The following is a 23,834-nucleotide window of genomic DNA, read 5'->3' on the forward strand; positions in this document are numbered from 1 at the left end:
TGATGCGTCAGCCACCTCGCCCACAGCCAACGGCCCTCAAGGATATCGCGCGCCACGCGCTCCTGATGCTGGCGTGCATGCTGCTGGCGGCCTGCGCCCTCAACGCGCTCGACAGCGCGCCGGCCGATCCCTCGCAGCCCTGGACACCCAGGCAGGCCGAGGCGCCGGCTTCCGCGCCCGCGGCGGACGATAGGGCCGCGGCCACGGGCACGGGAGCGACTTCGGCATCCACAACACCGGCGCCGAATTTCGCCGTGCCCCCCGAGCCCGCCGCAGCGCTGCTGAAGCCGACGCCCGACATCTCCCCGGGCAGGACCTACGGCCTCGCCGAGCTGATCGATCTCGCCCAGAGCCAGAACGCCGCCACCCGCATCGCCTGGCAGCAGGCCCGGCAGGCGGCGCTGGCGGCGGGCATGGTGGAGGCGACCTATGTGCCGCTCATCACCGCCAACGTGATCGGCGGCTACCAGAGCTTCACCAATCCGCTGCCCCTCACCATAGGTAATGTCAATCAGGTGCAGAGCTCGGTTTCCGGGCTTTCGCCGCAGGTGGCGCTGCAGTGGCTCGTCTTCGACTTCGGCCAGCGCAGCGCGCTGCACCAGACGGCGAAGGAAAATTCCAACGCCGCCAACGTGCTGTTCAACGGCGTCCATCAGAAGATCATCTACGATGTCACGCGCAGCTATTTCCTTTACGGCGCCGCGCGCAGCCGGGTCGACGCCGCCACCCAGACCCTCGCCAACAGCCGCGACATTCTCGATGCGGCGGAGGCTCGGCTGAAGAATGGCATCGGGAACACGGTGGAGGTGGCGCAGGCGCGCCAGCAGATGGCGCAGTCGCGCTTTGCCCTCGTGCAGGCCGAGGGTGGCGAGCGGGATGCCTATCAGGTGCTGCTCGGTGCCGTGGGGGTGAGCCCGGTCACGCAGATCCGGGTGCGGCCGGCGACTGGGCGCAGCCTGCCCGAGAGCATCGGGACACCGACGGAGAAGATGATCGAGGCCGCCCTTGCCCGCCGGCCGGACGTGCTCGCTTCCTTCTCGGCGATGAAGGCGAGCCAGTCGGGCATCGCCGCGGCGCAGGCGGAATTCCTGCCCAAGGTTTATCTCAGCGCCGTGGCCGCCACCGGCAATACCAGCCTCTCGGCGTCCGGACTGCCGAACATCGGGCAGATCTCCTCGGCGTCGGGCGTGATGGTCGGGGCGACCGTGCCCATCTTCGACGGCGGGCTCAGGGCGGCGCAGGTGCAGAATGCGCAGTCCCTCGCCGCGGCGACCGAAGCGGGCTTCGAGAAGGTGCGGGACACGGCCGCCCGCGAGATTGTCGCCAGCGCCAATACGCTGCGCTCGGCGCTCGCCTCCTACCGCGCGGCAAGCGCCCTCGCGGACGCCGCAGCCGTCACCTACGACGCGGCGCTCTCCGCCTACAAGGCGGGGGTGGGCAACATATCGGTGGCCACGGCTGCGGACAGCGGTCTTCTCGTTGCCCGCCAGGCCCGCTCGGATGCCCACGCCGCCTCTCTGGCCGCGGCGGCCAACCTCGCCTTCGTCCTCGGCGCCATGACCTCGCGCGATGTTCCCATGGGATTGGTGGCGCGGTAACACCGCTCTGCCCCGATTGCGCCGTGAGATCCGGCCCGGACGAGCGGCGACATGCGCGCCTCCGCTCGCCACACCTGAGCGCGCGCGTTGCAGGGGCGTTCTCAGGCGGTTCCGCTGCGCCGTGGACGAGCGCGGGTGGCCAGCACGTTGCGGATGGCGAAGCTGGAATGGATGCGCAGCACGCCCGGCAGCGTGGAGAGAATATCCGTATGCACCCGCTCGAAATCGCCGGCGGTCTCCACTTCGACCCGCAGGCGATAATCGGCGCCCCCGGTCATCAGGTAACACTCCCGGATCTCCGGATATTTGCGCACGGCGCTCTCGAACCGGCGCAGGAAGTCTTCCGTCTGCCGTTCGAGGGTAATGTCCACCATCACCGACATGCCGGCGTCCGGAGAGGTGCGGTCAACGATGGCCGTGTAGCCCTTGATGGCGCCACTGGTTTCCAGAAGGCGGATGCGCCGCAGGCAGGAGGACGGCGAGAGGCCGACCTCCGCCGCAAGGTCCGTGGTGCTGATGCGCGCGTTCAGCAGCAGCTGGCGGATGATGGCATGGTCGATGGCGTCCAGACTGCGCATGCGTGATTCTTCGAGTTCATGCCAAAATGTTGCGTTGATACGATCATATCGCAGCTATCGCGCACATAAAGCCCGGATTGTGCGCAGTCCTTGCGCTAGCCTTGTTGTCGGTCGCAAGAGGGCGGACGATGCACGGCACAATTCCACATTTCGACACGAGCGCAGCCGCCGGTGGCGTGCTGACCATCGATTGCGGAGCGCTGGCGGACAACTACCGCCGCCTGCGTGCGCAGGTGGCGCCCGCGCGGGCCGCCGCGGTGGTGAAGGCGAATGCCTATGGTCTCGGTGCGCTCGATGTGGTCCCCGAGCTGATGGCCGCCGGCTGCCGGGATTTCTTCGTCGCCCATCTGGGTGAAGCGCTGGAGCTGCTGCCCGCGGTGCGCGGTGAGCATGGCGCGCGAGGCCTCGCCCAGCCCCGCCTTTACGTGCTGAACGGCCTCATGCCCGGTTCCGAGGGGGCGTGCGCGGCGGCGGGCATCGTTCCGGTCATCAACAGCCTCGACCAGTTGGCGCGCTGGGCGCGGACAGCGGCGGCACGGGGCGAAAAGCTGCCCGCCGTGCTGCAGTTCGACAGCGGCATGTCCCGCCTCGGCATGGCGCCCGAGGAGGCTGGTGTCATTGTCCGCGAGGGCCTCGCGGAGGGCCTCGACATCCTTGCCATCATGAGCCATCTCGCCAGCGCGGACGAGCCGCACAATCCGCAGAATGACGACCAGCTGCGGGTTCTGCGGACCATCGCGGCGGCGTTTCCCGATGCGCTGGTGTCCTTCGCCAATTCCGGCGGCGCGTTTCTCGGCGCGGACTATCACGGTGCGCTGGCGCGGCCGGGCATCGCGCTCTATGGCGGGGCGCCCACGGCGGCCGGCAAGAATCCCATGCGCCCGGTGGTACGGCTCGATGTTCGGGTGATCCAGACCCGGACCGTGCCGGCCGGTGCCCGCATCGGCTATGGCGGCGCCTTCGTGGCGCCGTCCGCCATGCGCCTTGCCACCCTCGCGGTAGGCTATGCGGACGGCCTGCCGCGCTGCCTCGGCAACCGGGGCGCGGCGTGGTTCGAGAGAATGCGCCTGCCCATGGTCGGCCGCGTTTCCATGGACAGCCTCATCGTCGATGCGACCGCCTTGCCGGAAGGCGCGCTGGCCGAGGGCGCGCTGGTGGAGCTGATCGGCCCCCATCAGAGCCTTGAGGATCTCGCCGCCGCCGCAGGCACCATCTCCTACGAGCTGCTCACCCAGCTCGGCCGCCGCTATCACCGCCGCTATCGCTGACGGCGCGCCAACACATCGCAAAGAGAACTCACATGAACATCGTCGTGCTCGGAGCCGGCGTCATCGGCGTCACCTCCGCCTATTATCTCGCGAAGGCCGGCCATTCGGTCACGGTCATCGACCGCCAGCCCGGACCGGCGCTGGAGACGAGCTTCGCCAATGCCGGCGAGGTCTCACCCGGCTATTCCTCGCCCTGGGCCGCGCCCGGCGTGCCGGTGAAGGCGATGAAGTGGCTGTTCATGAAGCACGCGCCGCTGATCCTGCATCCCACCGCCGATGCCGCCACGTGGCGCTGGATGCTGGCCCTGCTCCGCAACTGCACCGCCGAACGCTACAAGGTGAACAAGGGGCGCATGGTGCGCCTCGCGGAATACAGCCGCGACCGCCTCGCCGACCTGCGGGCTGAAACCGGCATCGCCTATGACGAGCGCATGCAGGGCACCCTGCAGGTATTCCGCACGCAAAAGCAGATCGATGCCATCGCCAAGGACATCGAGGTGCTGCGCGCCGACGGCGTGCCGTTCGAGGTGCTGGACCGTGCCGGCTGCATCGCCGCCGAGCCGGGGCTGGGTGAGGCGGCGGAGCGCATCGTCGGCGGCTTGCGCCTGCCGGGCGACGAGACCGGCGACTGCTTCAAGTTCACCGAGGCGCTGGCGGACCTGTGCCGGGGGCTGGGCGTCACGTTCCGCTTCGGCGTGGACATCCGCGGGCTGAAGCGCGCGTCGGGCAAGGTGACCGCGGTCGAGACCGGAACGGGCGACATTGCCGGCGATCTCTTCATCGCCGCGCTGGGCAGCTATACGCCGGCGCTGCTGGCGCCGCTCGGGCTCCGGCTGCCCATCTATCCCGTGAAGGGCTATTCCATCACCATGCCGGTCGTGGACGAGGCCCGCGCGCCCATCTCCACCGTCATGGACGAGACCTTCAAGGTTGCCATCACCCGCCTCGGCTCCCGCATTCGCGTGGGCGGCATGGCGGAGATCGCCGGCTTCAACCGCGACCTTCACGACGCGCGCCGCGGCACCCTGCTGCATTCGGCGGGCGACCTGTTCGCCGGGGCCGCGGATACGCGGGAGGTCAATTTCTGGACCGGCCTGCGGCCCATGACGCCGGATGGCACGCCGATCATCGGCGCCACCTCCTGCCCGAACCTTTACATCAATGCCGGCCACGGCACGCTGGGCTGGACCATGGCGTGCGGCTCGGGCGCGGTGCTGGCGGATCTCATCGACGGCCGCCGCCCCGCCATCGAGGCCGGCGACCTCGCCCTTTCGCGCTACGCCTGAGAGGGGGGCGCGAGCCCCCTGTCGCCGCGCCTGCCGGAGCGCCTCCGGGCCGGCTCCGGTTGGAAAATCCCCGTAGGTCGCACCTCCGCCGTCAGGTCCGTCCGTGCGGGAGGGGACTCCGCAGGCGCAAAGTATTGACATTGCCGCCGCAATAGCCACTAAATCTGGTGGTCACGGTCTCTCGACTCGCAAGATCGAGAGCTAAGAGGGAAGCCGGTCCAAAGCCGGCGCTGCCCCCGCAACTGTAAGCGGCGAGTTCTTGTTCACCCATGTCACTGAGGCCCCATGGCCTTGGGAAGACGGACAAGAATGATGACCCGCGAGCCAGGAGACCTGCCGCGACACCAGTACGTCCACGGGCGGGGTGTCCCGGTGAGGCGCTTGCTGCGGGTGGCGTGCGCCTCCTGTGTCCCGGCATGCGTCCGTCTGCTCCCCGTCCCCACATTCATCGGGGATGATGATGCCAGCGACCGCCGAACGCCATGCCAATGGCAGCTACAGATTTTCCATGCCGGCCCCTGACGTTGAAGCGGTCGCCCGCGCGCCCGGCTATCAGCTCATCCGCCGCAATGGGGCGGTCACGCCGTTCGATGCCGCCAAGATCGCGGTGGCTCTGACCAAGGCGTTCCTGGCCGTGGAGGGACAGTCGGCTGCCGCGTCCCGCCGCATCCACGACATTGTGGCCGGGCTCACCGACCAGATCGTGGCGAACCTCACCCGGCGCCCCGACGTCGGACGCACCTTTCATATCGAAGATGTGCAGGACCAGGTGGAACTGGCCCTCATGCGCGGGGAGCATCACAAGGTCGCCCGCGCCTATGTGCTCTATCGCGAGGCGCGGGCACGGGAACGCGCGAAGGCCCTCGCCGTGGCGCATCCGGGCGGTGATGCCGCCGCCGTGCTGCATGTGAGGACCGCCGACGGCGCATTGGTGCCGCTGGATGCCCCCCGCCTTTCGACCGTCATCGGCGAGGCCTGCGCCGGGCTCGACGGCGTCTCGGCCGCGGCGGTGCTGAACGAGGCGCGACGCAACCTCTATGACGGCATCTCGCTGGATGAACTGGCGCAGGCGCCCATCCTGGCGGCGCGCACGCTGGTGGAGACCGAGCCGAACTATTCCAAGGTCAGCGCGCGCCTCCTGCTGGACAAGCTGCGCCGCGAGGCCCTGAGCTTCGTCGCCGGCCGGCCGGAACAGGCGACGCAGGCCGAGATGGCGGAGCGCTACGGCGATTATTTCAGCGCCTATGTAAAGACCGGCATCGCCAACGACCTGCTCGATCCCGAGCTCGGTCGCTTCGATCTTTCCCGGCTGGCTGCCGCCCTCAAGCCGGAGCGGGACCTCGCCTTCGACTATCTGGGCTTCCAGACGCTCTACGACCGCTATTTCCTGCATGTGCGCGGCACGCGCTTCGAGCTGCCGCAGGCCTTTTTCATGCGCGTCGCCATGGGCCTGGCCTTGCGCGAGATCGACCGGGAGGCGCGGGCGATCGAATTCTACGATCTCCTCTCCTCCTTCGACTTCATGGCCTCGACGCCGACTTTGTTCAATGCCGGGACGCTGCGCGCCCAGCTCTCCTCCTGCTTCCTCAGCACGGTGGCGGATGACCTCGACGGCATCTTCAAGGCGGTGAAAGACAATGCGCTGCTCGCCAAATATTCCGGCGGCCTTGGCAATGACTGGACCCGGGTGCGCGGCCTCGGCGCCCACATCAAGGGAACCAATGGCGAGAGCCAGGGCGTGGTGCCTTTCCTGAAGGTGGCGAACGACACCGCCATCGCGGTGAATCAGGGCGGCAAGCGCAAGGGCGCGGTCTGCGCCTATCTGGAGACCTGGCATGTGGACATCGAGGACTTCCTCGATCTGCGCAAGAACACCGGCGACGAGCGCCGCCGCACCCATGACATGAACACGGCCAACTGGGTGCCGGACCTGTTCATGGAGCGGGTGGAAGAGGACGGCGCATGGACCCTGTTCTCCCCCGATGAGACGCCCGATCTCCACGACCTTTACGGCCCCGCATTCAAGGCCGCCTATCTCGCCTATGAAGCGCGGGCCGCGCGGGGGGAGATGAAGGTCTTCAAGCAGGTGCGGGCGCTCGATCTGTGGCGGCGCATGCTGACCATGCTGTTCGAGACCGGCCATCCCTGGATCACCTTCAAGGACCCGTGCAACATCCGCTCGCCCCAGCAGCACGTGGGCGTGGTGCATTCCTCCAACCTCTGCACGGAGATCACGCTGAACACTTCGGACGACGAGGTGGCGGTCTGCAACCTCGGCTCGGTCAACCTGTTCTCCCATATCGCCGATGGCCGCCTGGACATGGAGAAGCTGGCGCGCACGGTGCGCATCGCCATGCGGATGCTGGACAACGTCATCGACATCAATTTCTACACCATCCCCGAGGCGCGCCGCTCCAACCTCCGGCATCGTCCCGTCGGCCTCGGCATCATGGGCTTCCAGGATGCGCTTCAGGCGCTTCGCCTTCCCTACGGCTCGGACGCGGCGGTGCGTTTCGCGGATGAGAGCATGGAGGCAATCTCCTTCCATGCCATCTCCGCCTCGGTGGATCTCGCTGCCGAGCGCGGGCGCTATCCGAGCTTTGCGGGCTCGCTCTGGTCGCAGGGCATCCTGCCCATCGATTCCCTCGAACGGCTCGCCGAGGCGCGCGGCGGTGCGGATTTCGACCGGTCCCGGACACTCGACTGGGCCAGCCTGCGCCAGCGGGTGGTTGCCACCGGCATGCGCAATTCCAACTGCATGGCCATCGCGCCCACGGCCACCATCTCGAACATCTGCGGTGTCAGCCAGTCAATCGAGCCGGCGTACCAGAACCTCTATGTCAAATCGAACATGTCGGGCGACTTCACCGTGGTGAACGCCGCTCTCGTTCATGACCTGAAGGCCCGCGGACTCTGGGACGAGGTGATGGTTTCAGACCTCAAATATTTCGATGGGAGCCTGGGCGAAATCGCCCGGATTCCGGACGACCTGAAGGACCTCTACGCCACGGCCTTCGAGATCGACCCGGCCTGGCTCGTGGAGGCGGCCGAGCGTCGTCAGAAATGGATCGATCAGGGCCAGTCCCTCAACCTCTATATTGCCAGCCCTTCCGGCAAGAAGCTCGATGAGCTCTATCGTCTGGCCTGGAAGCGGGGACTGAAGACGACCTATTATCTCAGAGCGCGCTCGGCCACCCATGTGGAGAAGTCCACGCTCAAGGGCACCGACGGCAAGCTCAACGCGGTCGCCGCCACGGTTCCGCCCGCCGTCGCGGCTTTCCCCGCAGCCATTTCCGGCGAAGCTGTCGACAGCGAAGCGTGGGGCAACGCCTGCGCCATCAACGACCCCACCTGCGAAGCCTGCCAGTGACCGGCGGACAAGGACAAGAAACCATGCTCGACTGGTCTGACACCAAGCCCCAGCCTGCCATCATGCCCAACATTCCGGCCAGTCCCTCCGAAGCCACCGGCCTCGGGGAGATCGACCGCAATGGCGCCCGCGTCACCGTGGACGAGAAGCGCATGATCAATGCGCGCGCCGACGTGAACCAGCTTTTGCCGATGAAGTACCATTGGGCGTGGGAAAAATACCTGTCCGGCTGCAACAATCACTGGATGCCCACTGAGGTATCCATGCAGGCGGATATCGCGCTGTGGAAGTCACGCGATGGGCTCACCGAGGACGAGCGGCGCATGCTGAAGCGCAATCTCGGCTTCTTCGCCGCCTCCGAGAGCCTGGTGGCGAACAACATCGTGCTCGCCATCTACCGCCACCTCACCAATCCCGAATGCCGGCAGTATCTGCTGCGACAGGCGTTCGAAGAGGCGATCCACACCCATACCTTCCAGTACATCGTCGAAAGCCTCGCCCTCGATGAGGGCGAGCTGTTCAACATGTATCGGGAGGTGCCCTCCATCACTGACAAGGCGGCGTGGGCCCTCAGGCACACCCGGAGCCTCGACGATCCGGAATTCCGCACCGGCACACCGGAAGCGGACCAGAAGTTCCTGCGCGACCTCGTCGCCTTCTACGTGGTGTTCGAGGGCATGTGGTTCTACACGGGGTTCGCGCAGATCCTGTCCCTCGGCCGCCGCAACAAGATGGTCGGCATTGCCGAGCAGTATCAGTACATCCTGCGCGACGAGAGCATCCATCTGAACTTCGGCATCGACGTGATCAACCAGATCAAGATCGAGAACCCGCACTTGTGGACCCGGGCGTTCCAGGACGAGGTGCGCGGGATGCTGAAGGATGCGGCAGACCTCGAGGCGGCGTACGGCCGGGACACCATGCCCCGCGGCTTGCTCGGCCTGAATGCCGCGCTCTGTGAGCAGTACATGCACTTCATCGCCAACCGGCGCTGCGCGCAGCTCGGCCTCGCCCCGGTGTTCGCAGAGGCGGAGAACCCCTTCCCGTGGATGTCGGAGGCCATGGACCTGAAGAAGGAGAAGAATTTCTTCGAGACCCGCGTCATCGAGTACCAAAATGGCGGTGCGCTCGCCTGGGATTGAGCGGGGTTGCATCCCGCCGCGGCGGTGATTGTCGTGACGCAGCACAATGGCCGCGTCGCGTGCGCCACGTTCTCCATCTCCCACGCCCGCGGCATGACACCCTGCCGCAGGCGAATTCCACAATTCTCTGTCTATCGTAATCTTTAGGCAATGACGCTGCGTAATAGCCCAGCCCATGAAAACCGATCTTCCTCGCCGAGGCCTTGTGTGGTCCCGGTGCTACCCCATGATTCTTGCAGGGGCGCTCGCCTTGGCGGCCTGCGGGGAGAGCCAGCCTGCGGCACCTCCCGAACCCGTCAATGTCTCGGTCGTGCAGCTGAGGCCCGAGGCCGTTACGATTCACGACGTGCTGCCGGGCCGGGTCGCTGCCTATCGCGTCGCGGAAATCCGGCCGCAGGTGGGCGGCATCATCCAGCACCGGCTGTTCCGGGAGGGGAGCGAGGTCGCGGCGGGCCAGCCACTGTTCCAGATCGACCCGGCCGCGTTCGCCGCGGAAGTCGACATGGCGGCGGCGGTTCTGCGCCGGGCCGAGGCGGTGCTCGACCGGGCCGAGGCGCAGGTGAGGCGCGTCGAGGCGCTTCTCAAGACCAACACCGCCACCCAGCAGGCGCATGAGGATGCCATCGCCGCGCGCGCTCAGGCAGCCGCCGATGTCGCCCACAGCCGGGCTGCGCTGGAGCGGCGGACGCTCGATCTCGGCTTCGCCACCCTCCGCGCGCCCATCGCCGGGCGCATCGACCACGCGCTTGTGAGCGAGGGCGCGCTGGCGACCCCCGGCGGCGCTTCGCCGCTCGCCATCGTGCAGCAGATCGACCGGGTCTATGTCGATCTGCGCCAGCCGGCGCGGCACCTGGAGGCCCTGCGGCGGCTGGCGCGGGCCGACGGGGCGGATGCAGGCGCGGTGGCTATCCTCTCGGCGGACGGCGAGGCCTTTCCTGTGGTCGGACGGCTGCTGTTCTCGGGGGTCAGCGTGGACCCCGGCACGGGCGAGGTGATCCTGCGCGTCGAGACCGATAATCCCGGGCGCCTCCTGCTTCCGGGCATGTTCGTGCGGGCGCGGCTGCTGCGGGAGAAGCGGCCCGAGGCCCTGCTGGTGCCGCTGCAGGCGGTGCAGCGCGACGGCAACGGCATGGAACACGTCAGCATCGTCGAGGACCCCGGTCGGGTGGCGCGGCGCGAGATCGTGACCGGCGCCCAGATCGACGGGCGCATCGTCGTCGAGCGCGGGCTGCGCGCCGGCGAGCGGGTGATCGTGGAGGGGCAGGACCATGTCCAGCCCGGCGCCCAGGTGACCGCCTTGCCATGGCAGCGCGAGCGCGTGGCGGATGCGGAGCCGCAGCGCTGATGCCCGCCTTCTTCATCGACCGGCCGGTCTTCGCCTGGGTCATCGCGATCGTCATCGCGCTCGCCGGGGCCGTCGCCATCCCACAGCTTCCCACCGAGCGCTATCCCGCCATCGCGCCGCCCAGCATCAGCATCTATGCGACCTACCCCGGCGCCTCGCCGCAGACGATAAGCGACGGGGTCATCAGCCTGATCGAGCGTGAACTGTCGAGCGTGCGCAATCTCCTGTATTTCGAGAGCGCGACGGACACGTCCGGCACCGCCACGATCACCGTGACATTCAAGCCCGGCACCAACCCCGATCTGGCGCAGGTTGACGTGCAGAACCGCCTGAAGACCGTGGAGCCGCGCCTGCCGCAGGCGGTCCGGCAGCTTGGGCTGACGGTCGAGGCGGCGGCCTCCGGATTCCTGCTGCTGGTGGATATCATCGCTCCCGGCGGGGCGTATGACGAGGTGACCCTCGGCGACTATGCCGTGCGCAACGTCGCCGATGAGCTCAAGCGCGTGCCGGGTGTCGGGCGTGTCCAGCTCTTTGCGACGGAGCGCGCGATGCGGATCTGGATCGATCCGGTCAAGCTGTCGGCCCACGGAATCACCTTCGGCGATGTCACCACCGCAATCGCGCAGCAGAACGTGCAGATCGCGCCGGGCGCCCTCGGGGCCGAGCCGGCCACCGCCGGCCAGCGGGTCACCGTGCCGCTGGAGGTCGATGGACGGCTGAGGACGCCCGAGGAGTTCCGCGCCATCGTGCTGCGCGCCCATCCGGACGGATCGACCCTCACCCTCGGCGCGGTCGCGCAGGTGGAGCTCGGCGCGCAATCCTACGCCTTCGCGACCCGCTCCAACGGCAAGCCGGTGGCGACGCTCGCGGTCCAGCTCGCGCCCGGCGCCAACGCAGTGACGACCTCATCGGCCATCGCCGCGCGGATGACGGAGCTGGCCAAGGCAATGCCGGAGGGGATGGGGTTCTCGATCCCCTTCGACACCGCGCCCTTCGTGCGCGTCTCCATCGAGAAGGTGCTGGTCACGCTGCTGGAGGCCATGGCGCTGGTCTTCCTGGTGATGTTCGTGTTCCTGCAGAACGTCCGCTGCACCCTGATCCCGGCGATCGTGGCGCCGATCGCGCTGCTCGGCACCTTCGCGGTGATGCTGGCGGCGGGCTATTCCATCAACGTGCTGACCATGTTCGGCATGGTGCTGGCCATCGGCATCATCGTCGACGATGCCATCGTCGTGGTCGAGACCGTCGAGCGGCTGATGGCGCAGGAGGGGCTCGCCCCGCGCGAGGCGACGCTGCGGGCGATGGGCGAGATGAGCGGGGCGGTGGTCGGCATCACGCTGGTGCTCTCGGCGGTGTTCGTGCCGATGGCGCTGGCGGGCGGCTCGGTCGGCGTCATCTATCGGCAGTTCGTGCTCACGATGGCGGTGTCGATCCTGTTGTCGGCCTTCCTTGCCCTCACGCTCACGCCGGCGCTCTGCGCGACCATGCTCCGGCCGGTGCGGGAGCATGGGGAGAAGCGGGGCGTCTTCGGCTGGTTCGACCGGTGCTTCGCGGGGCTGACGCGCGGCTACGCGCGCGGCGTCGCCCGGCTGGTGGGACGTCCCTGGCGGATGATGGCGGGTTTCGCGGTGATCGTGATGCTGCTCGGCCTCGCCTTCGCGCGGCTGCCCTCGGCCTTCCTGCCGGAGGAGGACCAGGGCTATTTCCTGACCTCCATCCAGCTGCCGCCGGACGCGACCGCCAACCGCACGCGCGAGGCGGTCGAGACCATGGAACGGCACAACGCCACCCGGCCGTCCGTCCGGCACACCGAGAGCATCATGGGGTTCGGCTTCTCGGGCTCCGGCCCGAACGCGGCCATGATCTACACCATCCTGACGGACTGGAACGCGCGCCAGGGTGCGAGCGCCGCCGACGAAGTGGCGCGGGCCAACGCGGCCGCCCGCTCGGTCCGCGAGGGCAGTATCGTCAGCATGCTGCCGCCGGCCATCGACGGGCTCGGCACAACTTCCGGCTTCGCGCTGCGGCTGGAGGATCGCGCCGGCCGCGGCCCGGTCGCGCTCGCGGCGGCGAAGGACCGGCTGCTGGCGGCGGCCGCCGCGAGCCCCGTGCTCACCGACATCTATGAGGAGGGCCTGCCGCCCGGAAACCGCATCCGGCTTCACGTCGACCGGCTGAAGGCGCAGGTCCTCGGCGTCTCCTTCGCCGACATCGCGGACACGCTCAGCGCGGCGATGGGCTCGTCCTATGTCAACGATTTCACCAATCTGGGACGCGTGCAGCAGGTGATCGTGCAGGCCGACGCGGCGGCGCGGATGACGCTCGACGATATTCTGGGGCTCGAGGTGCGCAACGCCGCCGGTCGTTCCGTGCAGCTGTCGGAACTCGCTGCGCCGGCGTGGGAGAGTGGCCCGCTCCAGCTCGTGCGGTACAACGGCTATCCGGCGGCGCGGATCACCGGAGCCGCCGCGCCGGGCCGCTCCAGCGGAGAGGCCATGCGGGAAATGGAGAGGCTGGCGCGCCAGCTGCCGCCGGGCTTCGCCGTCACGTGGACCGGCCAGTCGCTGCAGGAGCAGGAGGCTGGCGCGCAGGCGCCGCTGCTGCTCACCCTCTCCATGCTGGTGGTGTTTCTGGTGCTCGCCGCGCTCTACGAAAGCTGGTCGGTGCCGCTCGCCGTCATGCTGGTGGTGCCGCTCGGCCTGATCGGCGCGGTGGCCGCCGTGATGCTGCGGGATATGCCGAACGACGTGCTCTTCACAGTGGGGCTGGTCACCATCATCGGGCTTTCGGCCAAGAACGCCATCCTGATCGTCGAGTTCGCCCGGGCCGCCCGCGCGCGGGGGCTCGATCCGGCGCAGGCGGCGGTAGAAGCGGCGCAGCTGCGGCTACGGCCCATCGTGATGACGAGCCTCGCCTTCACGCTCGGCATCGTGCCGCTGATGGTCGCCTCCGGGGCGGGCAGCGAGACCCAGCAGTCCATCGGCACGGGCGTCTTCGGCGGCATGATCAGTGCCACCGTCCTCGCCGTCCTCTTCGTGCCGGTGTTCTTCGTCGTCGTGACGAAGCTGGCGGAGCGGCTGGCCGGGCGGGTCGGGCGCGGCGCGGCGGCGGAGCCTTTGACCGGCCCGGCCGGGCCGGGTTAGGGCGTCAGGCGCGGCAGAACGTCGGTGGGGCCGTTCCTGTCCTCGAAACGGTGCTTCAGCGTGCCCGCCACATGCAGGACGACGCAGGCGAGGAGCAGATAGGCCGCATATTTGTGGAGCGCCTGAAACACCGCGAAGGCCGCGTCGTTCTTCGGCAGGAGCTCCGGCAGGTGCGGCAGGAAGAAGAAGGGCACGCCGTCGCTCTGGGTGAAGCTGCTGGACATGGCATAGCCCAGCAGCGGGATGAGCACGGTGAGCGCGATCATCAGGCGGTGGATGGCGTGCGACATCATCTTCTCCCAGCCCCGCAGCGCCGGAGGCAGGCCGGGAATCACGGCGCTGTAGCGCCAGCGCAAGGTCAGCTGCACCAGCGCGACGAGCCAGACCAGGATGCCGAACTGCTTGTGGTTCACGTAGAAGAAGCCGGCGGTCGGATCGTCTTCGGCGAGGCGGGTCATGTGCCAGCCGGCTGCGATCAGCGCGAGGATCAGCACCGCCCGCACCCAATGCAGGATGCGCATGGAGCGCGGGTAGACGACGCCCTCTCCGGCGTGCAGCGACTGAGGCATGACTCTTTTCCTGTTCTGTGTGGTGGCGTCCCGAGCCCGGTGGGCCGGTCTAGTCCCGACCGGCCATGACCTTCTCGAACCTGAACATGCCGCCGCCCCCCGGGAGGGCGGGCTGATCATCTCGGTGGGGATCGGGGTGGCCGGCGTGATAATAGGCGACGATCCTGAAGCCGCATGTGTTGACGTAGAAGTGGATGTTCCGCCTCTCGAAATAGGGGGTGTGGGTCGTCCACACCCGCGTTTGCGGATAACGGGCTTCGATCGCCGACCATGCGCGCCTGCCGATGCCTTGGCCTTCATGGCCAACGGCCACGAAGAACAGGTCGAGGGCGTTCTGCCCGGTCCGCCTGTCGATGAGAACGACCGCGCCGCCGACCCTGTGTCCGTTCCGCACAATGTGAAGAACCTCCGCGCCCGCGGCTTCGCAGGACTCCCTGATGATCTCGTCCGGCGGGATGGCGGCCTCCGCCAGCGCGCCGAATTCCGCCATGGCGGCGACGGCGAAGGCCTCCCGCAAATCCTGCCGGTAGCGCGGCAGGTCGGCGGGGGCCACAGGCTCGAGCGTCATAATATCGTGATCCAAGATCATGATCCGGCTGAAGGCCCGCTCCGGGCACAGGGTTTGGGGCGATGCGGCGCGGTCGCCGGCCTCCGGCCCGCTGCGGGAACCGGCACCCTGCCGGCGTCGCAAGAGGGCGTGATGGCTTCGGATGGCACTGTGTCCGCTCAGCGGACACAGTTGATCCCCCGCACACCCGAAGCCATCGCGTACGCGGGGCGGGCCGCGCCCCGTCCATGAATCGGGGCTTCATTGCGTGGACATTACACCCCCCGGCCGAGGGGCACGGCCCCGCCTCGGCGTGGGTGTAATCTTCATGTAACGATTGCGGCCAAGAAGCGGGCGGCCACGAAGCGGGCGGCAGGGAAGCGGGCGGCCAAGAAGCTGGCGCCCAGAAAGCGGCGCCACACGAAGAGGGCATTCATCCGTGCGCATACTCGTCATAGAGGATGATGCCGATCTCGGCCCCTGGCTGCGGGATACGCTGGAGGCCGCGCTCGGCGGGGCCGATCGCGTGGCGACGCTCGACGAGGCCGAGACCGCCCTGAAGGTGCGCCCCTTCGATCTGGTGGTGATGGACCGCCGGCTGCCGGACGGCGACGCGGTGACGCTGATCGCCAAAATGCGGATGCTCAGCCCGCGCCCGAGCATCCTGGTGCTCACCGCGTTGGACGATCCCAACGAGATCGCGCGGGCGCTGGATGCCGGCGCCGACGACTATCTCGCCAAGCCCTTCGAGCCGGTGGAGCTGATCGCGCGGGCGCGGGCGGTGCTGAGGCGCAACCAGCTCGACCAGAAGGGCGTCACCAGCGTGTCGAACCTGCGCTTCGACACCTTCGCGCGCACCGCCTACGTGGACGACCAGCCGCTGATCCTGCCGCGCCGGGAACTCGCCTTGCTGGAAGCGCTGATGCGCCGGGCGGGGCAGGTGGTGCTGCGCGAATCCCTCGACAACGCGGTCTACGGCTTCGACGACGAGATCCAGTCCAATGCCATCGACGCCCACCTGTCGCGCTTGCGCAAGCGCTTGCGGGAAGCCGGCTGCCGTGCGGAAATCAAGGCCCTGCGCGGAATCGGTTATCTGATGGCTGAATGAGGATGTTGCTGAAGAGATCCATCGCCTCGTCGGCCGCGATGCTGCTCGGAGGCCTGATCTCGGCGCTGCTGTGCTGCCTCTTCGTCGGCTTCATCGCCTTCTACGGGGACGACGGCGACGTCGCGCAATCCGATGTTGCCACCGAGATCAAGCGCTCGGTCCGGCTCGACGAGGCGGGCCGCCCTCTGCTGACGCCGACGGGGCGGCTGATCGCGTTTCAGCGGCAGTTTCCGCAGCTCTGGTATGTGGTCAGCACGCCTCGCGGCAGCCTTTCCTATGGCGCGGTGCCCCCGCGCGTGCGCGGGGGGCTCGGCCTGCCGGATGCGTCGGAGGCGCGGTCCGCTTATGACGCCAGCGGGCCCGAGATGCAGCTCCTCGGCTCGACGCGCGCCGAGGACGACCCGGCCATGCTCATCGCCCTCGGCGGGGCGGTCTACACCAGCACGGAAGTCGTCCTGTCGCTCCTGCGGGAGCCTGACATACCCTCGACGCTCCTGGCGGCGGTGATGGCCATCATCATCCTCACGACCATTCTGGTGGTGCCGGCGCTGATCGTGCGGCCGGTGCGCCGGGCGGCGGCCGCCGCCGAGGAGATCGGCGCCCGGGAGGGCGCGCGGCTGCCGGTCGATCGGCAGCCCTCGGAGCTGAAGCCGCTCGCCCTCGCCTTCAATCGCGCCCTCGACCGGATCGACGCCGCGACGGCGGAGCAGCGGCGCTTCCTGTCGAATGCCGCCCACGAGCTGCGCACGCCACTGACCCGCCTGCGCACGCGCCTTGAGCGCGTGGAGGATCGCGAGATCAAGGCGGAGCTGGTGGGGGAGCTGCAATCGCTGTCGGCGACGGTGACCATGCTGCTGCAGCTCGCGCGGCTCACCTCCCAGCCCACGGAGATGCAGCCCATCGATCTCGTCTCGGTGGTCCGCGAGGCGACGGCCCGCGAGGTGCCGACGGCGCTGGCGAGCGGCGTGGACATCGAGCTGCGCGGCGAGGGGCCGGTGATGGTCTCCGGCTCGGCGCAGGCCATCGGCATCGGCCTGTCCAATCTCGTACGCAACGCGATCCAGCACGGCGGCAGCGGAGGCCGGGTGGTGGTCGAGGTGGCCGCGTCCCGACGGGTGTCGGTGATCGATTTCGGCCCCGGCATCGGCACAGCCTATGGCGGGCGCACGGTCATGGAGCCGTTCGCGCGCGGCAAGCAGGATTCCGCCGGCACGGGCCTCGGCCTCGCCATCGTTGCGCAGGTCGCGGCGCTGCATGGCGCCGGCCTCTCCATGGAGGAAACGCCGGGCGGTGGCACCACGGTGACCTTGAGCTTTCCGCAATGATGTTCCGCCGGGCCGCCGTGTAATGCGTCGGTAATCCTGGGGGCGAGAATGGCACATGTCTTCCATTCTTCCAGGATTCATCATGCGGACCATCGCCACGCTTCTTCTCGGTGCTGCCGTCTCAAGCGCCCTGAGCGTCAGTCCCGCGGCCGCGGACAGTGACGACATCATCGCCGGCGCCATCGCGGGCGCTGCTGCCGGTGCATGGGCCGGATCGGTCTTCGCCGCGCCGCCGCCTCAGGTCTATGTCTACGGCCCCTATCCCGGCTGGACCCGTCCCGTTCCGCAGCCTCCGCCCATCGGGATCTACCATCCGGATTTCCATCGGGACGGCTGGGACGAGGATTTCGACGAGGAGCCCGGTGACGATGGCGACTGGGGCCACTGATCCGGCCCCGCCCCGCTGCGCGCCGAAATCTCCCGTTCCAGACCTGATTGCGACCCTGCGATGACCTCCTCTCCCGCCAAACCGGCCCCGCATCTTTTGCGCGAGGTGCTGCGCCTTCTGCGCCCCTTCTGGCGGCTCATCCTGCTGGCCAGCCTCGCGGGCGGCGCGGGCGGACTGGCCATGGCCTGGGCGCTCTCGCTCATCAACGGCGCGCTCGCCTCCGCCGCCTCCGCGGGGATGCTGATGGGCCTTGCCGCGCTGTGCCTGCTCAGCCTCGCCGGCCAGCTCATCGCCGGCATCGGCAACAGCCTGCTGGGGCAGCGCATCGTCGCGCGGCTGCGGCAGGAGGTGTGCCACCGCATCCTCGATGCGCCGCTCGCCGAGATCGAGCGGATGAAGAGCCCGCGGCTCATGGCGGTGCTCAACGGCGACGTGGAGAAGATCGCCGAGTTCGGCAATCATTTCGCGGGCTACACCACCGCGCTGGCGATGGTTCTGGGCTGCCTCGCCTATCTGTTCGTGCTGTCGGTGCCGATGCTGTGCTTCGGGTTGGTGCTGGTGGTGCTGGGCGGGGTGCTCAACTCCGTGGCCATGCGGGCCTGGCTTGTCCGGTTCGACGAGGCGCGCGGTCTCGAGGACCAGTTGCAGAAGCTGTATCGCGCCATCATCGAAGGCGCCAAGGAACTGCGCCTCAATCGCCCGCGCCGGCTGCGCGTGGAGCGGCAGGGCATCGGCGCCCTCACCAACCGCATCGCCGCCGTCAACGGCCGGGCCTACGCCCTGTTCTGGGCCGTCGATACCATCAGCATCGCGCTGATCTTCGTGTTCGTCTGCATCGTTCTGGTGCTGCGGCCCCATCTCGGCATCGACAACGAGGTCATCACCGGCTTCATCATCGTGATGCTGTTCGCCAAGGGGCCGATCGAGGAACTGGCCAGCGCGCTGCCGGTGTTCAGCCAGGCGCAGATCGCCCTGCGCCGCATCAGCGCCCTGACGGCCGGCCTCGCCGAAGAGGGTTCGAACGTCGCGGGCAGGCACCCTGCGCCGCCCTTCTGCGACAGCCTCGCCCTTCAGGGCGTGCGCCACAGCTTTGCCGGTGAGGGAGGCGCGGGCGGCTTCGCGCTCGATGTTCCGCACCTGACCATTCGGCAGGGCGAGATTACATTCATCGTCGGCGGCAACGGCAGCGGCAAGACGACCCTCATCAAGATCCTGCTCGGGCTGTACCGGCCCTGCACTGGCCACGTGCTGCTGGACGGGCGGCCCGTGCTCGCCGCCGGGTTGGAAGGCTACCGGCAGCTGTTCTCCGGCGTGTTCGCCGATTACCATCTGTTCGATGAGATCCTGGCCGGGCCGGGCGGCGCACTGCGGGTCAATGCCTGGCTGCAGCGGCTCGATCTCGCCGGGGTGGTGGCCGTCGAAGAGGGGCGCCTCGCCACCACCGATCTCTCCACCGGGCAGCGCAAGCGGCTGGCCTTCATCCACGCCGTGCTGGAGGATCGCCCGATCCTGATGTTCGACGAATGGGCGGCGGACCAGGATCCGGACTTCCGGGCCATGTTCTACCGCAAGCTCCTGCCGGAGCTGCGGCAGGCCGGCAAGACCGTGATCGCGGTGTCGCATGACGACCGATATTTCGATGCCGCCGACCGCATCGTGCACATGGCGCGCGGGCGCGTGACCGCAACCGAAACCGTCGGTGCGCGCATGGCCGCCGCCACTGCGGCTCCCCTCGCGGTGCACGGGGCGTAATGCTCGCGTAATCGCGCCGCGCAAGATGCCGTGATGCTCGCAAGGGCCACTGGACCGCAACACCCGCCAGCATCCTCGCTTCCGGGCATCCCGGCTGGCCGGCCTCACGCCGATGGCGAGGATGCCGACGCGCGCCACATGACGGACGATGCCGCTGCAACCTTCTCCCATGTCTTGCGATGGTCGTGCGCCGGTCGGCCGTCCGTCCGCGGCCCTTGCACTCGCGGGCGTCTGGCTGCTGGCGGGCTGCTCGATGTTGGAGCCCGTCGTCGCCGAGGCGCCGGTGCTGCCCGGGCGTTATGCGCAGGACGCCGCGCCGGGGCCACGGCGGGATATCGACGGCTGGTGGCGTCGCTTCCGCGATCCGGCGCTGGACCGTCTCATCGCCCAGGCGGCTCGTCAGAATCTGTCCATCGCGCAGGCGAAAGCGCGACTCGCGGCCGGGCGAAGCCTGGCGGGCGCCGCATCCGCCTTGTTCCTTCCGAGCGTGGGCAGCAGCGGGCAGGCGCTGGCCGGCACGTCGGAGGAGCCGTTCGAGGATCCCCTGCGGCAGCCGGTGGTCGCCGGGTTCGATGCGAGCTGGGACGTGGGCCTGTTCGGCTTGTCGGAGAGTAGCCAGCAGGCTGCGGCTGCCTCGGCCGCCATCGCCGGCGACGAGCTGGATGCGGTCCGCATCGCGGTGACCGCGGAGGTCGCGGCGGCCTACATCTCCCTGTGCTCCACGACGCGGCAGCGGGAGCTATTGGCTGCTCTCCTCGCGACGCAGGAGCGGCGCGCGGGCCTCGCGCGCAGCCGGGAGCGGATCGGCCTTGCGCCGCCGGGTGCGGATGCCGACGGCGCCGCCGTCGCGGAGACGCAGGCCGGGCTCGCCCGGCTCGATGCCCGTGCGCGGGCGTTGCGCCATCAGATCGCGACGCTGCTCGGCACCGCGATGCCCGACGACACGCTCGGTGCCTCGGGGCGACAGCCGCTTCCGCCGGACGGTCCGGAGGCCGGGCGGCCGGCCGATCTCCTGCGGGCGCGGCCCGATGTGCGGGCGGCCGAGCAACGGGTGCTGAAGGCCGCCGCCGATGTGGGGATCGCGAAGGCGGATCTCTATCCGAAGCTGCGGCTCGGCGGCACGATCGGCGTCGGCCTGCCGTCTCCCGGTTCGCCGCTGGGCCTCGCCGGCGGGCCGTCCCTCCAGATTCCCCTGTTCGACCATGGCCGGCGGGAAGCCGCGGTCGATGCCCGGCGCGCGCTGCTGGAGGAGGCGCTGGCCGCCTATCGTCAGGCCGTCCTCGCCGCCTATCAGGAGGCGGCCGGGGCGCTCGCGAACTGGCGCGCCGCGCGCGCGGCGACGACACGCCTCTCTGCGGTGATCGAGGCGGACCAGCGGCAGGCCCGCCGGCTCGGCGTGCTCTACCGGGAGGGGCTCGCGGATGCGGGCGGCCGGGCGGACGCGGACGCCGGCCTGATCCAGGCGCAGCGCCGGCTGGCCGTGGCGCGGGAGGCCGAGGGGCTGGCGACCGTCGCGCTCTACAAGGCGCTGGGTGCGGCCGCGCCGGCTCCGGCGCAGGAGGCGCGGGGCTGATGGCGGTCGCACTCGCCCGCAAGACGCTGGTTCACGAATGGCGCCGCTTTCTGCCGGCGGTGATGTCGGTGGGCTTTTCCGGCGTCCTCATCATCGTACAGGGCGCGCTGCTGCTCGGCATCGTCGGCACCAATGCGCTGCCGGTCACGCAGTCGCGCGCCGATCTGTGGGTCGGCTTTCCCGGAACGCAGAGCGCCGATCTTGGCCGCAGCATCGATGCCGGCGCCGCTGCCGAGCTGCTGGTCGATCCGCGCATCCTGCGCGTCGAGCCCCTCCTGCTGGGCTCCGGGGACTGGCGCGGCCCGCGCGGCGGCGGCGTCAGCGTCACCCTCATCGGCATCGACACGCGGCCGGATGGGTTGGGGCTCGCCGAGGCGATGCCACGCTCCGGGCGCGCATTGCTGACGGAGCCGGCGACCGTGCTGGTGGACGCGGCGGACCTCGACAAGCTGGGAACCGCCATTGGTGGCGCCGCCGAGATCAACGGGCAGCGGGTGCGCGTGGTGGGCACCACGGACGGCATGCGCGCCATGGGCGGCGTCAACGTGGTCGCCTCCCTCGCCACCGTCAGGGCGCTCGATCGGTCGCTCGCGGCGGCCGGCGACGTCACTTACTATCTCGCGGCGCTGCGCTCCCCCGGCGCGGCCCGGGCGGTGAAGGCCCGCTTCTCCCAGTCCGAGACGCGAAAGCGCTTCGAGGTCTGGACGGCGGAGGATCTGGCCGGACGCTCGGTGCGTTACTGGCTGCTGGAATCGGGCGCCGGCGTCGGCTTCATCTTCGCGACCATCGTCGCCCTGCTGGTGGGCACGCTCATCACCAGCCAGACCCTGACGGCCGCCGTCGCGGCCTCGACGCCGCAATACGCCACCCTGCGGGCGATCGGCGTGCCGTTCCCCAAGCTGCGCCGCATCGTGGTGGAGCAGGCGGCGTGGGTCGGCGCCGTCGGCTTGGCGCTGGGTCTCGCCGGCAGCCTGCTCGCGGCGGCGCTGGCCTATCTTAACGGCATCCCCTTCGCGCTCGGCCCCGGCATCATGGCGCTGTCCGGCGGCCTCGTGCTGTCGGTCGCGCTGCTCGCGGGCGTGCTCGCGCTGCGCCGGTTGCGCCATGCCGATCCCGCGGCGCTGCTGCGATGACGGCGGACGTCTCGCTGCGCGCGTGGGGGCTGGAGAAATCCTATGTCGTCCAGTCCATCCGGACGCAGGCCCTGAGCGGCGTCTCCCTCGCGCTCCATCCGGGCGAACTCTCCCTCATCAGCGGTCCCTCGGGCTGCGGCAAGAGCACGCTACTGTCGCTGCTGAGCGGCCTGTCGCGCCCGGATCGCGGCGAGGTGCGAGCGCTCGGAACGGACCTCTGTGCGCTCGACGATGCCGCGCGGGACGCCTTCCGCCTCGTTCATTGCGGCTTTGTCTTTCAGGGCTTCAACCTGTTTCCGGCGCTTGATGCGCTGGAGCAGGTGCAACTCGTGCTCGACTATTGCGGTATCCCGCATGACGTGGGCCGGCGGGCAGCCGCCCGGGTGCTCGACATGGTGGGGCTCGGCCCGCGGCAGCATCTGCGCCCGGCCGAGCTGTCGGGCGGCGAGAAGCAGCGGGTGGCGATCGCGCGGGCCATCGTCAAGCGCCCACGCCTGCTGTTCGCCGACGAGCCCACCAGCGCCCTCGACAGCGTGAACGGGGCCATCGTTACCGACCTCTTGCGCGAGATCGCCCACCGCAGCGGCACCATCGTCGTCTGCGTCTCGCACGATCCGCGCCTGATCGCCCGCGCCGACCGCGTCATCGAGATGGAGGACGGCCGGCTCTGCCGCGACAGTCGCGGCGCTTCGAGATCCGGCGCCACGGAGACCTGTCCATGAAGCTCTCGCGTTTTGTCACCATCGCCCCGGTGGTGCTGGCGCTCGCCGTCTGCATCACCGCCGGCATCGTGATGGTGACCAACAGCAGCCGGGTGGATGCCGAGCCGCAGCCGGACGGCGCGCCGGTGATCGCCGCGGCGCGCGGGCGCGTGGAGGTGGAGGGCGGCCTCTCGCGCATCGTGGCCACGCGGGACGGCGAGGTTCAGGAGGTGCTGGTGGCCGAGGGCCAGCGCGTGGAGGCCGGCACGGTTCTGGCGCGGCTCGCGGCGCGCGAGGCCAGCTTCGCCCTCGCCGCCGCCGAGGCCGCGCTCGATGAGGCGAAGGCCCGGCAGGCGGCGCTGGAGCGGCGACGCGCCATGCAGCAGCGTGGCCTCGACCGCACCCGCCGCGCGGCGAAGGAGCAGGCGGTTTCCGCGCAGGCCCTCGACGAGGCCGAGGCGGCGATGGCCGCGCTGACCGGCGAGTTGAAGGGCGCCGAGGCCGCGTCCGCGCTCGCGCTCGCCCGCCGCGACAGTGCCCTCTATGAGCGCGAGCGCCGCGAGGTGCGCGCCCCGCTCGCCGGGCGTGTCGCGCGCCGCTCGGTGAAACCGGGTGACATCGTGTCCGCCGGCGCGGCGACGGAGATGTTCGTTGTCATCCCCGATGCGCCTCTGATCGTGCGGGCGGAGATCCAGGAGAATTTCGTGCGGCTGGTGAAGCCGGGCATGACTGCCGAGATCGTCGCGGAGAGCGACGAGCGCACGAGCGCTCCCGGCCGTGTTCTGAGGGTCGGTGCTTTCCTCGACAACCGCCGCGGGGGCGAGGGGCCGACCGAGCGCGCCGACGTGCGCGTGGCGGACGGCATCCTCGAAATCGACCGGCCGGAGCTCTTCCTCATCGGCCAGCGCGTCTATGTACGCTTTCACAATCCGTGAAGATGAAGCTCAGCAATCGCACGTAATGCCCGCGTAATCCGCCGCCTGCATCGATCTCCCCAGAAGCAATCGG

At 69.2% G+C, this 23,834-nt stretch carries 18 protein-coding genes and 1 riboswitch; of the genes, 15 read left to right on the top strand and 3 right to left on the bottom strand.

The genetic code is table 11. The features are described 5' to 3' along the window. Positions 1-2: 2 nt before the first annotated feature. Complete coding sequence (locus tag EJ105_RS15605; RefSeq protein WP_250167089.1) at positions 3-1,598, top strand: TolC family protein; 1,596 nt, start codon at positions 3-5, stop codon at positions 1,596-1,598. A gap of 101 nt (positions 1,599-1,699) precedes the next feature. Here the strand turns inward: EJ105_RS15605 and EJ105_RS15610 are convergent, their stop codons facing one another. Next, positions 1,700-2,176 (bottom strand): Lrp/AsnC family transcriptional regulator, encoded by a 477-nt coding sequence (locus EJ105_RS15610; protein WP_024280136.1) that lies wholly within the window; start codon positions 2,174-2,176, stop codon positions 1,700-1,702. A gap of 128 nt (positions 2,177-2,304) precedes the next feature. Here EJ105_RS15610 and alr point away from each other — a divergent pair, with 128 nt between their 5' ends. The 6 genes from alr (at position 2,305) to EJ105_RS15640 (ending at position 13,730) form a co-directional block, all read left to right on the top strand. Then, positions 2,305-3,444, top strand: a complete 1,140-nt coding sequence (alr, locus tag EJ105_RS15615; protein ID WP_250167090.1) for an alanine racemase — start codon at positions 2,305-2,307, stop codon at positions 3,442-3,444. 32 nt (positions 3,445-3,476) lie between these two features. After that, positions 3,477-4,730, top strand: a complete 1,254-nt coding sequence (locus EJ105_RS15620; protein WP_250167091.1) for a D-amino acid dehydrogenase — start codon at positions 3,477-3,479, stop codon at positions 4,728-4,730. 157 nt (positions 4,731-4,887) lie between these two features. Then, a riboswitch (cobalamin riboswitch) is annotated at positions 4,888-5,085 on the top strand. 153 nt (positions 5,086-5,238) lie between these two features. After that, the gene (locus EJ105_RS15625; RefSeq protein ID WP_250167116.1) at positions 5,239-8,100 is read left to right on the top strand and encodes a ribonucleoside-diphosphate reductase subunit alpha; all 2,862 of its coding nucleotides are present in this window, start codon (positions 5,239-5,241) and stop codon (positions 8,098-8,100) included. Positions 8,101-8,123: 23 nt separating this feature from the next. Then, positions 8,124-9,242 (top strand): ribonucleotide-diphosphate reductase subunit beta, encoded by a 1,119-nt coding sequence (locus EJ105_RS15630; protein ID WP_250167092.1) that lies wholly within the window; start codon positions 8,124-8,126, stop codon positions 9,240-9,242. 226 nt (positions 9,243-9,468) lie between these two features. Next, on the top strand, positions 9,469-10,587 hold the full coding sequence (locus EJ105_RS15635; protein ID WP_250167093.1) for an efflux RND transporter periplasmic adaptor subunit: 1,119 nt from the start codon (positions 9,469-9,471) through the stop codon (positions 10,585-10,587). Beyond that, positions 10,587-13,730, top strand: coding sequence for a multidrug efflux RND transporter permease subunit (locus tag EJ105_RS15640; protein WP_250167094.1), 3,144 nt, complete (start codon positions 10,587-10,589; stop codon positions 13,728-13,730). The genes EJ105_RS15635 and EJ105_RS15640 overlap by 1 nt, the downstream gene beginning before the upstream one ends. On the opposite strand, the gene EJ105_RS15645 is transcribed toward EJ105_RS15640, so the two are convergent. Then, the gene (locus EJ105_RS15645; RefSeq protein WP_250167095.1) at positions 13,727-14,299 is read right to left on the bottom strand and encodes a cytochrome b; all 573 of its coding nucleotides are present in this window, start codon (positions 14,297-14,299) and stop codon (positions 13,727-13,729) included. The genes EJ105_RS15640 and EJ105_RS15645 overlap by 4 nt on opposite strands. A 49-nt stretch (positions 14,300-14,348) precedes the next feature. Beyond that, the gene (locus tag EJ105_RS15650; RefSeq protein ID WP_250167096.1) at positions 14,349-14,867 is read right to left on the bottom strand and encodes a GNAT family N-acetyltransferase; all 519 of its coding nucleotides are present in this window, start codon (positions 14,865-14,867) and stop codon (positions 14,349-14,351) included. Positions 14,868-15,285: 418 nt separating this feature from the next. Here EJ105_RS15650 and EJ105_RS15655 point away from each other — a divergent pair, with 418 nt between their 5' ends. The 8 genes from EJ105_RS15655 to EJ105_RS15690 all read left to right on the top strand — a co-directional run bounded on the left by EJ105_RS15655 (position 15,286) and on the right by EJ105_RS15690 (position 23,761). Continuing rightward, positions 15,286-15,954 carry a response regulator transcription factor gene (locus tag EJ105_RS15655; protein ID WP_250167097.1) on the top strand — a complete coding sequence of 223 codons (669 nt, stop codon included), beginning with the start codon at positions 15,286-15,288 and terminating at the stop codon, positions 15,952-15,954. Beyond that, positions 15,951-17,279, top strand: a complete 1,329-nt coding sequence (locus EJ105_RS15660) for a sensor histidine kinase (protein WP_250167098.1) — start codon at positions 15,951-15,953, stop codon at positions 17,277-17,279. Before EJ105_RS15655 ends, EJ105_RS15660 begins: the two co-directional genes overlap by 4 nt. Positions 17,280-17,334: 55 nt before the next feature. Continuing rightward, positions 17,335-17,667, top strand: a complete 333-nt coding sequence (locus EJ105_RS15665) for a hypothetical protein (RefSeq protein ID WP_250167099.1) — start codon at positions 17,335-17,337, stop codon at positions 17,665-17,667. A 60-nt stretch (positions 17,668-17,727) separates the two neighbouring features. Then, the gene (locus tag EJ105_RS15670) at positions 17,728-19,419 is read left to right on the top strand and encodes a cyclic peptide export ABC transporter (protein ID WP_250167100.1); all 1,692 of its coding nucleotides are present in this window, start codon (positions 17,728-17,730) and stop codon (positions 19,417-19,419) included. Positions 19,420-19,588: 169 nt separating this feature from the next. Continuing rightward, entirely contained in the window at positions 19,589-20,992 is a 1,404-nt protein-coding gene (locus tag EJ105_RS15675; protein ID WP_284145471.1) for an efflux transporter outer membrane subunit, read from the top strand. Continuing rightward, positions 20,992-22,125 (top strand): ABC transporter permease, encoded by a 1,134-nt coding sequence (locus EJ105_RS15680; RefSeq protein WP_250167102.1) that lies wholly within the window; start codon positions 20,992-20,994, stop codon positions 22,123-22,125. The genes EJ105_RS15675 and EJ105_RS15680 overlap by 1 nt, the downstream gene beginning before the upstream one ends. Then, the gene (locus tag EJ105_RS15685) at positions 22,122-22,847 is read left to right on the top strand and encodes an ABC transporter ATP-binding protein (protein ID WP_250167103.1); all 726 of its coding nucleotides are present in this window, start codon (positions 22,122-22,124) and stop codon (positions 22,845-22,847) included. The genes EJ105_RS15680 and EJ105_RS15685 overlap by 4 nt, the downstream gene beginning before the upstream one ends. Beyond that, positions 22,844-23,761 carry an HlyD family secretion protein gene (locus EJ105_RS15690; RefSeq protein WP_250167104.1) on the top strand — a complete coding sequence of 306 codons (918 nt, stop codon included), beginning with the start codon at positions 22,844-22,846 and terminating at the stop codon, positions 23,759-23,761. The genes EJ105_RS15685 and EJ105_RS15690 overlap by 4 nt, the downstream gene beginning before the upstream one ends. Positions 23,762-23,834 lie beyond the last annotated feature (73 nt).

It is taken from the genome of Xanthobacter aminoxidans (assembly GCF_023571765.1).
Classification (GTDB): Bacteria; Pseudomonadota; Alphaproteobacteria; order Rhizobiales; family Xanthobacteraceae; genus Xanthobacter; species Xanthobacter aminoxidans.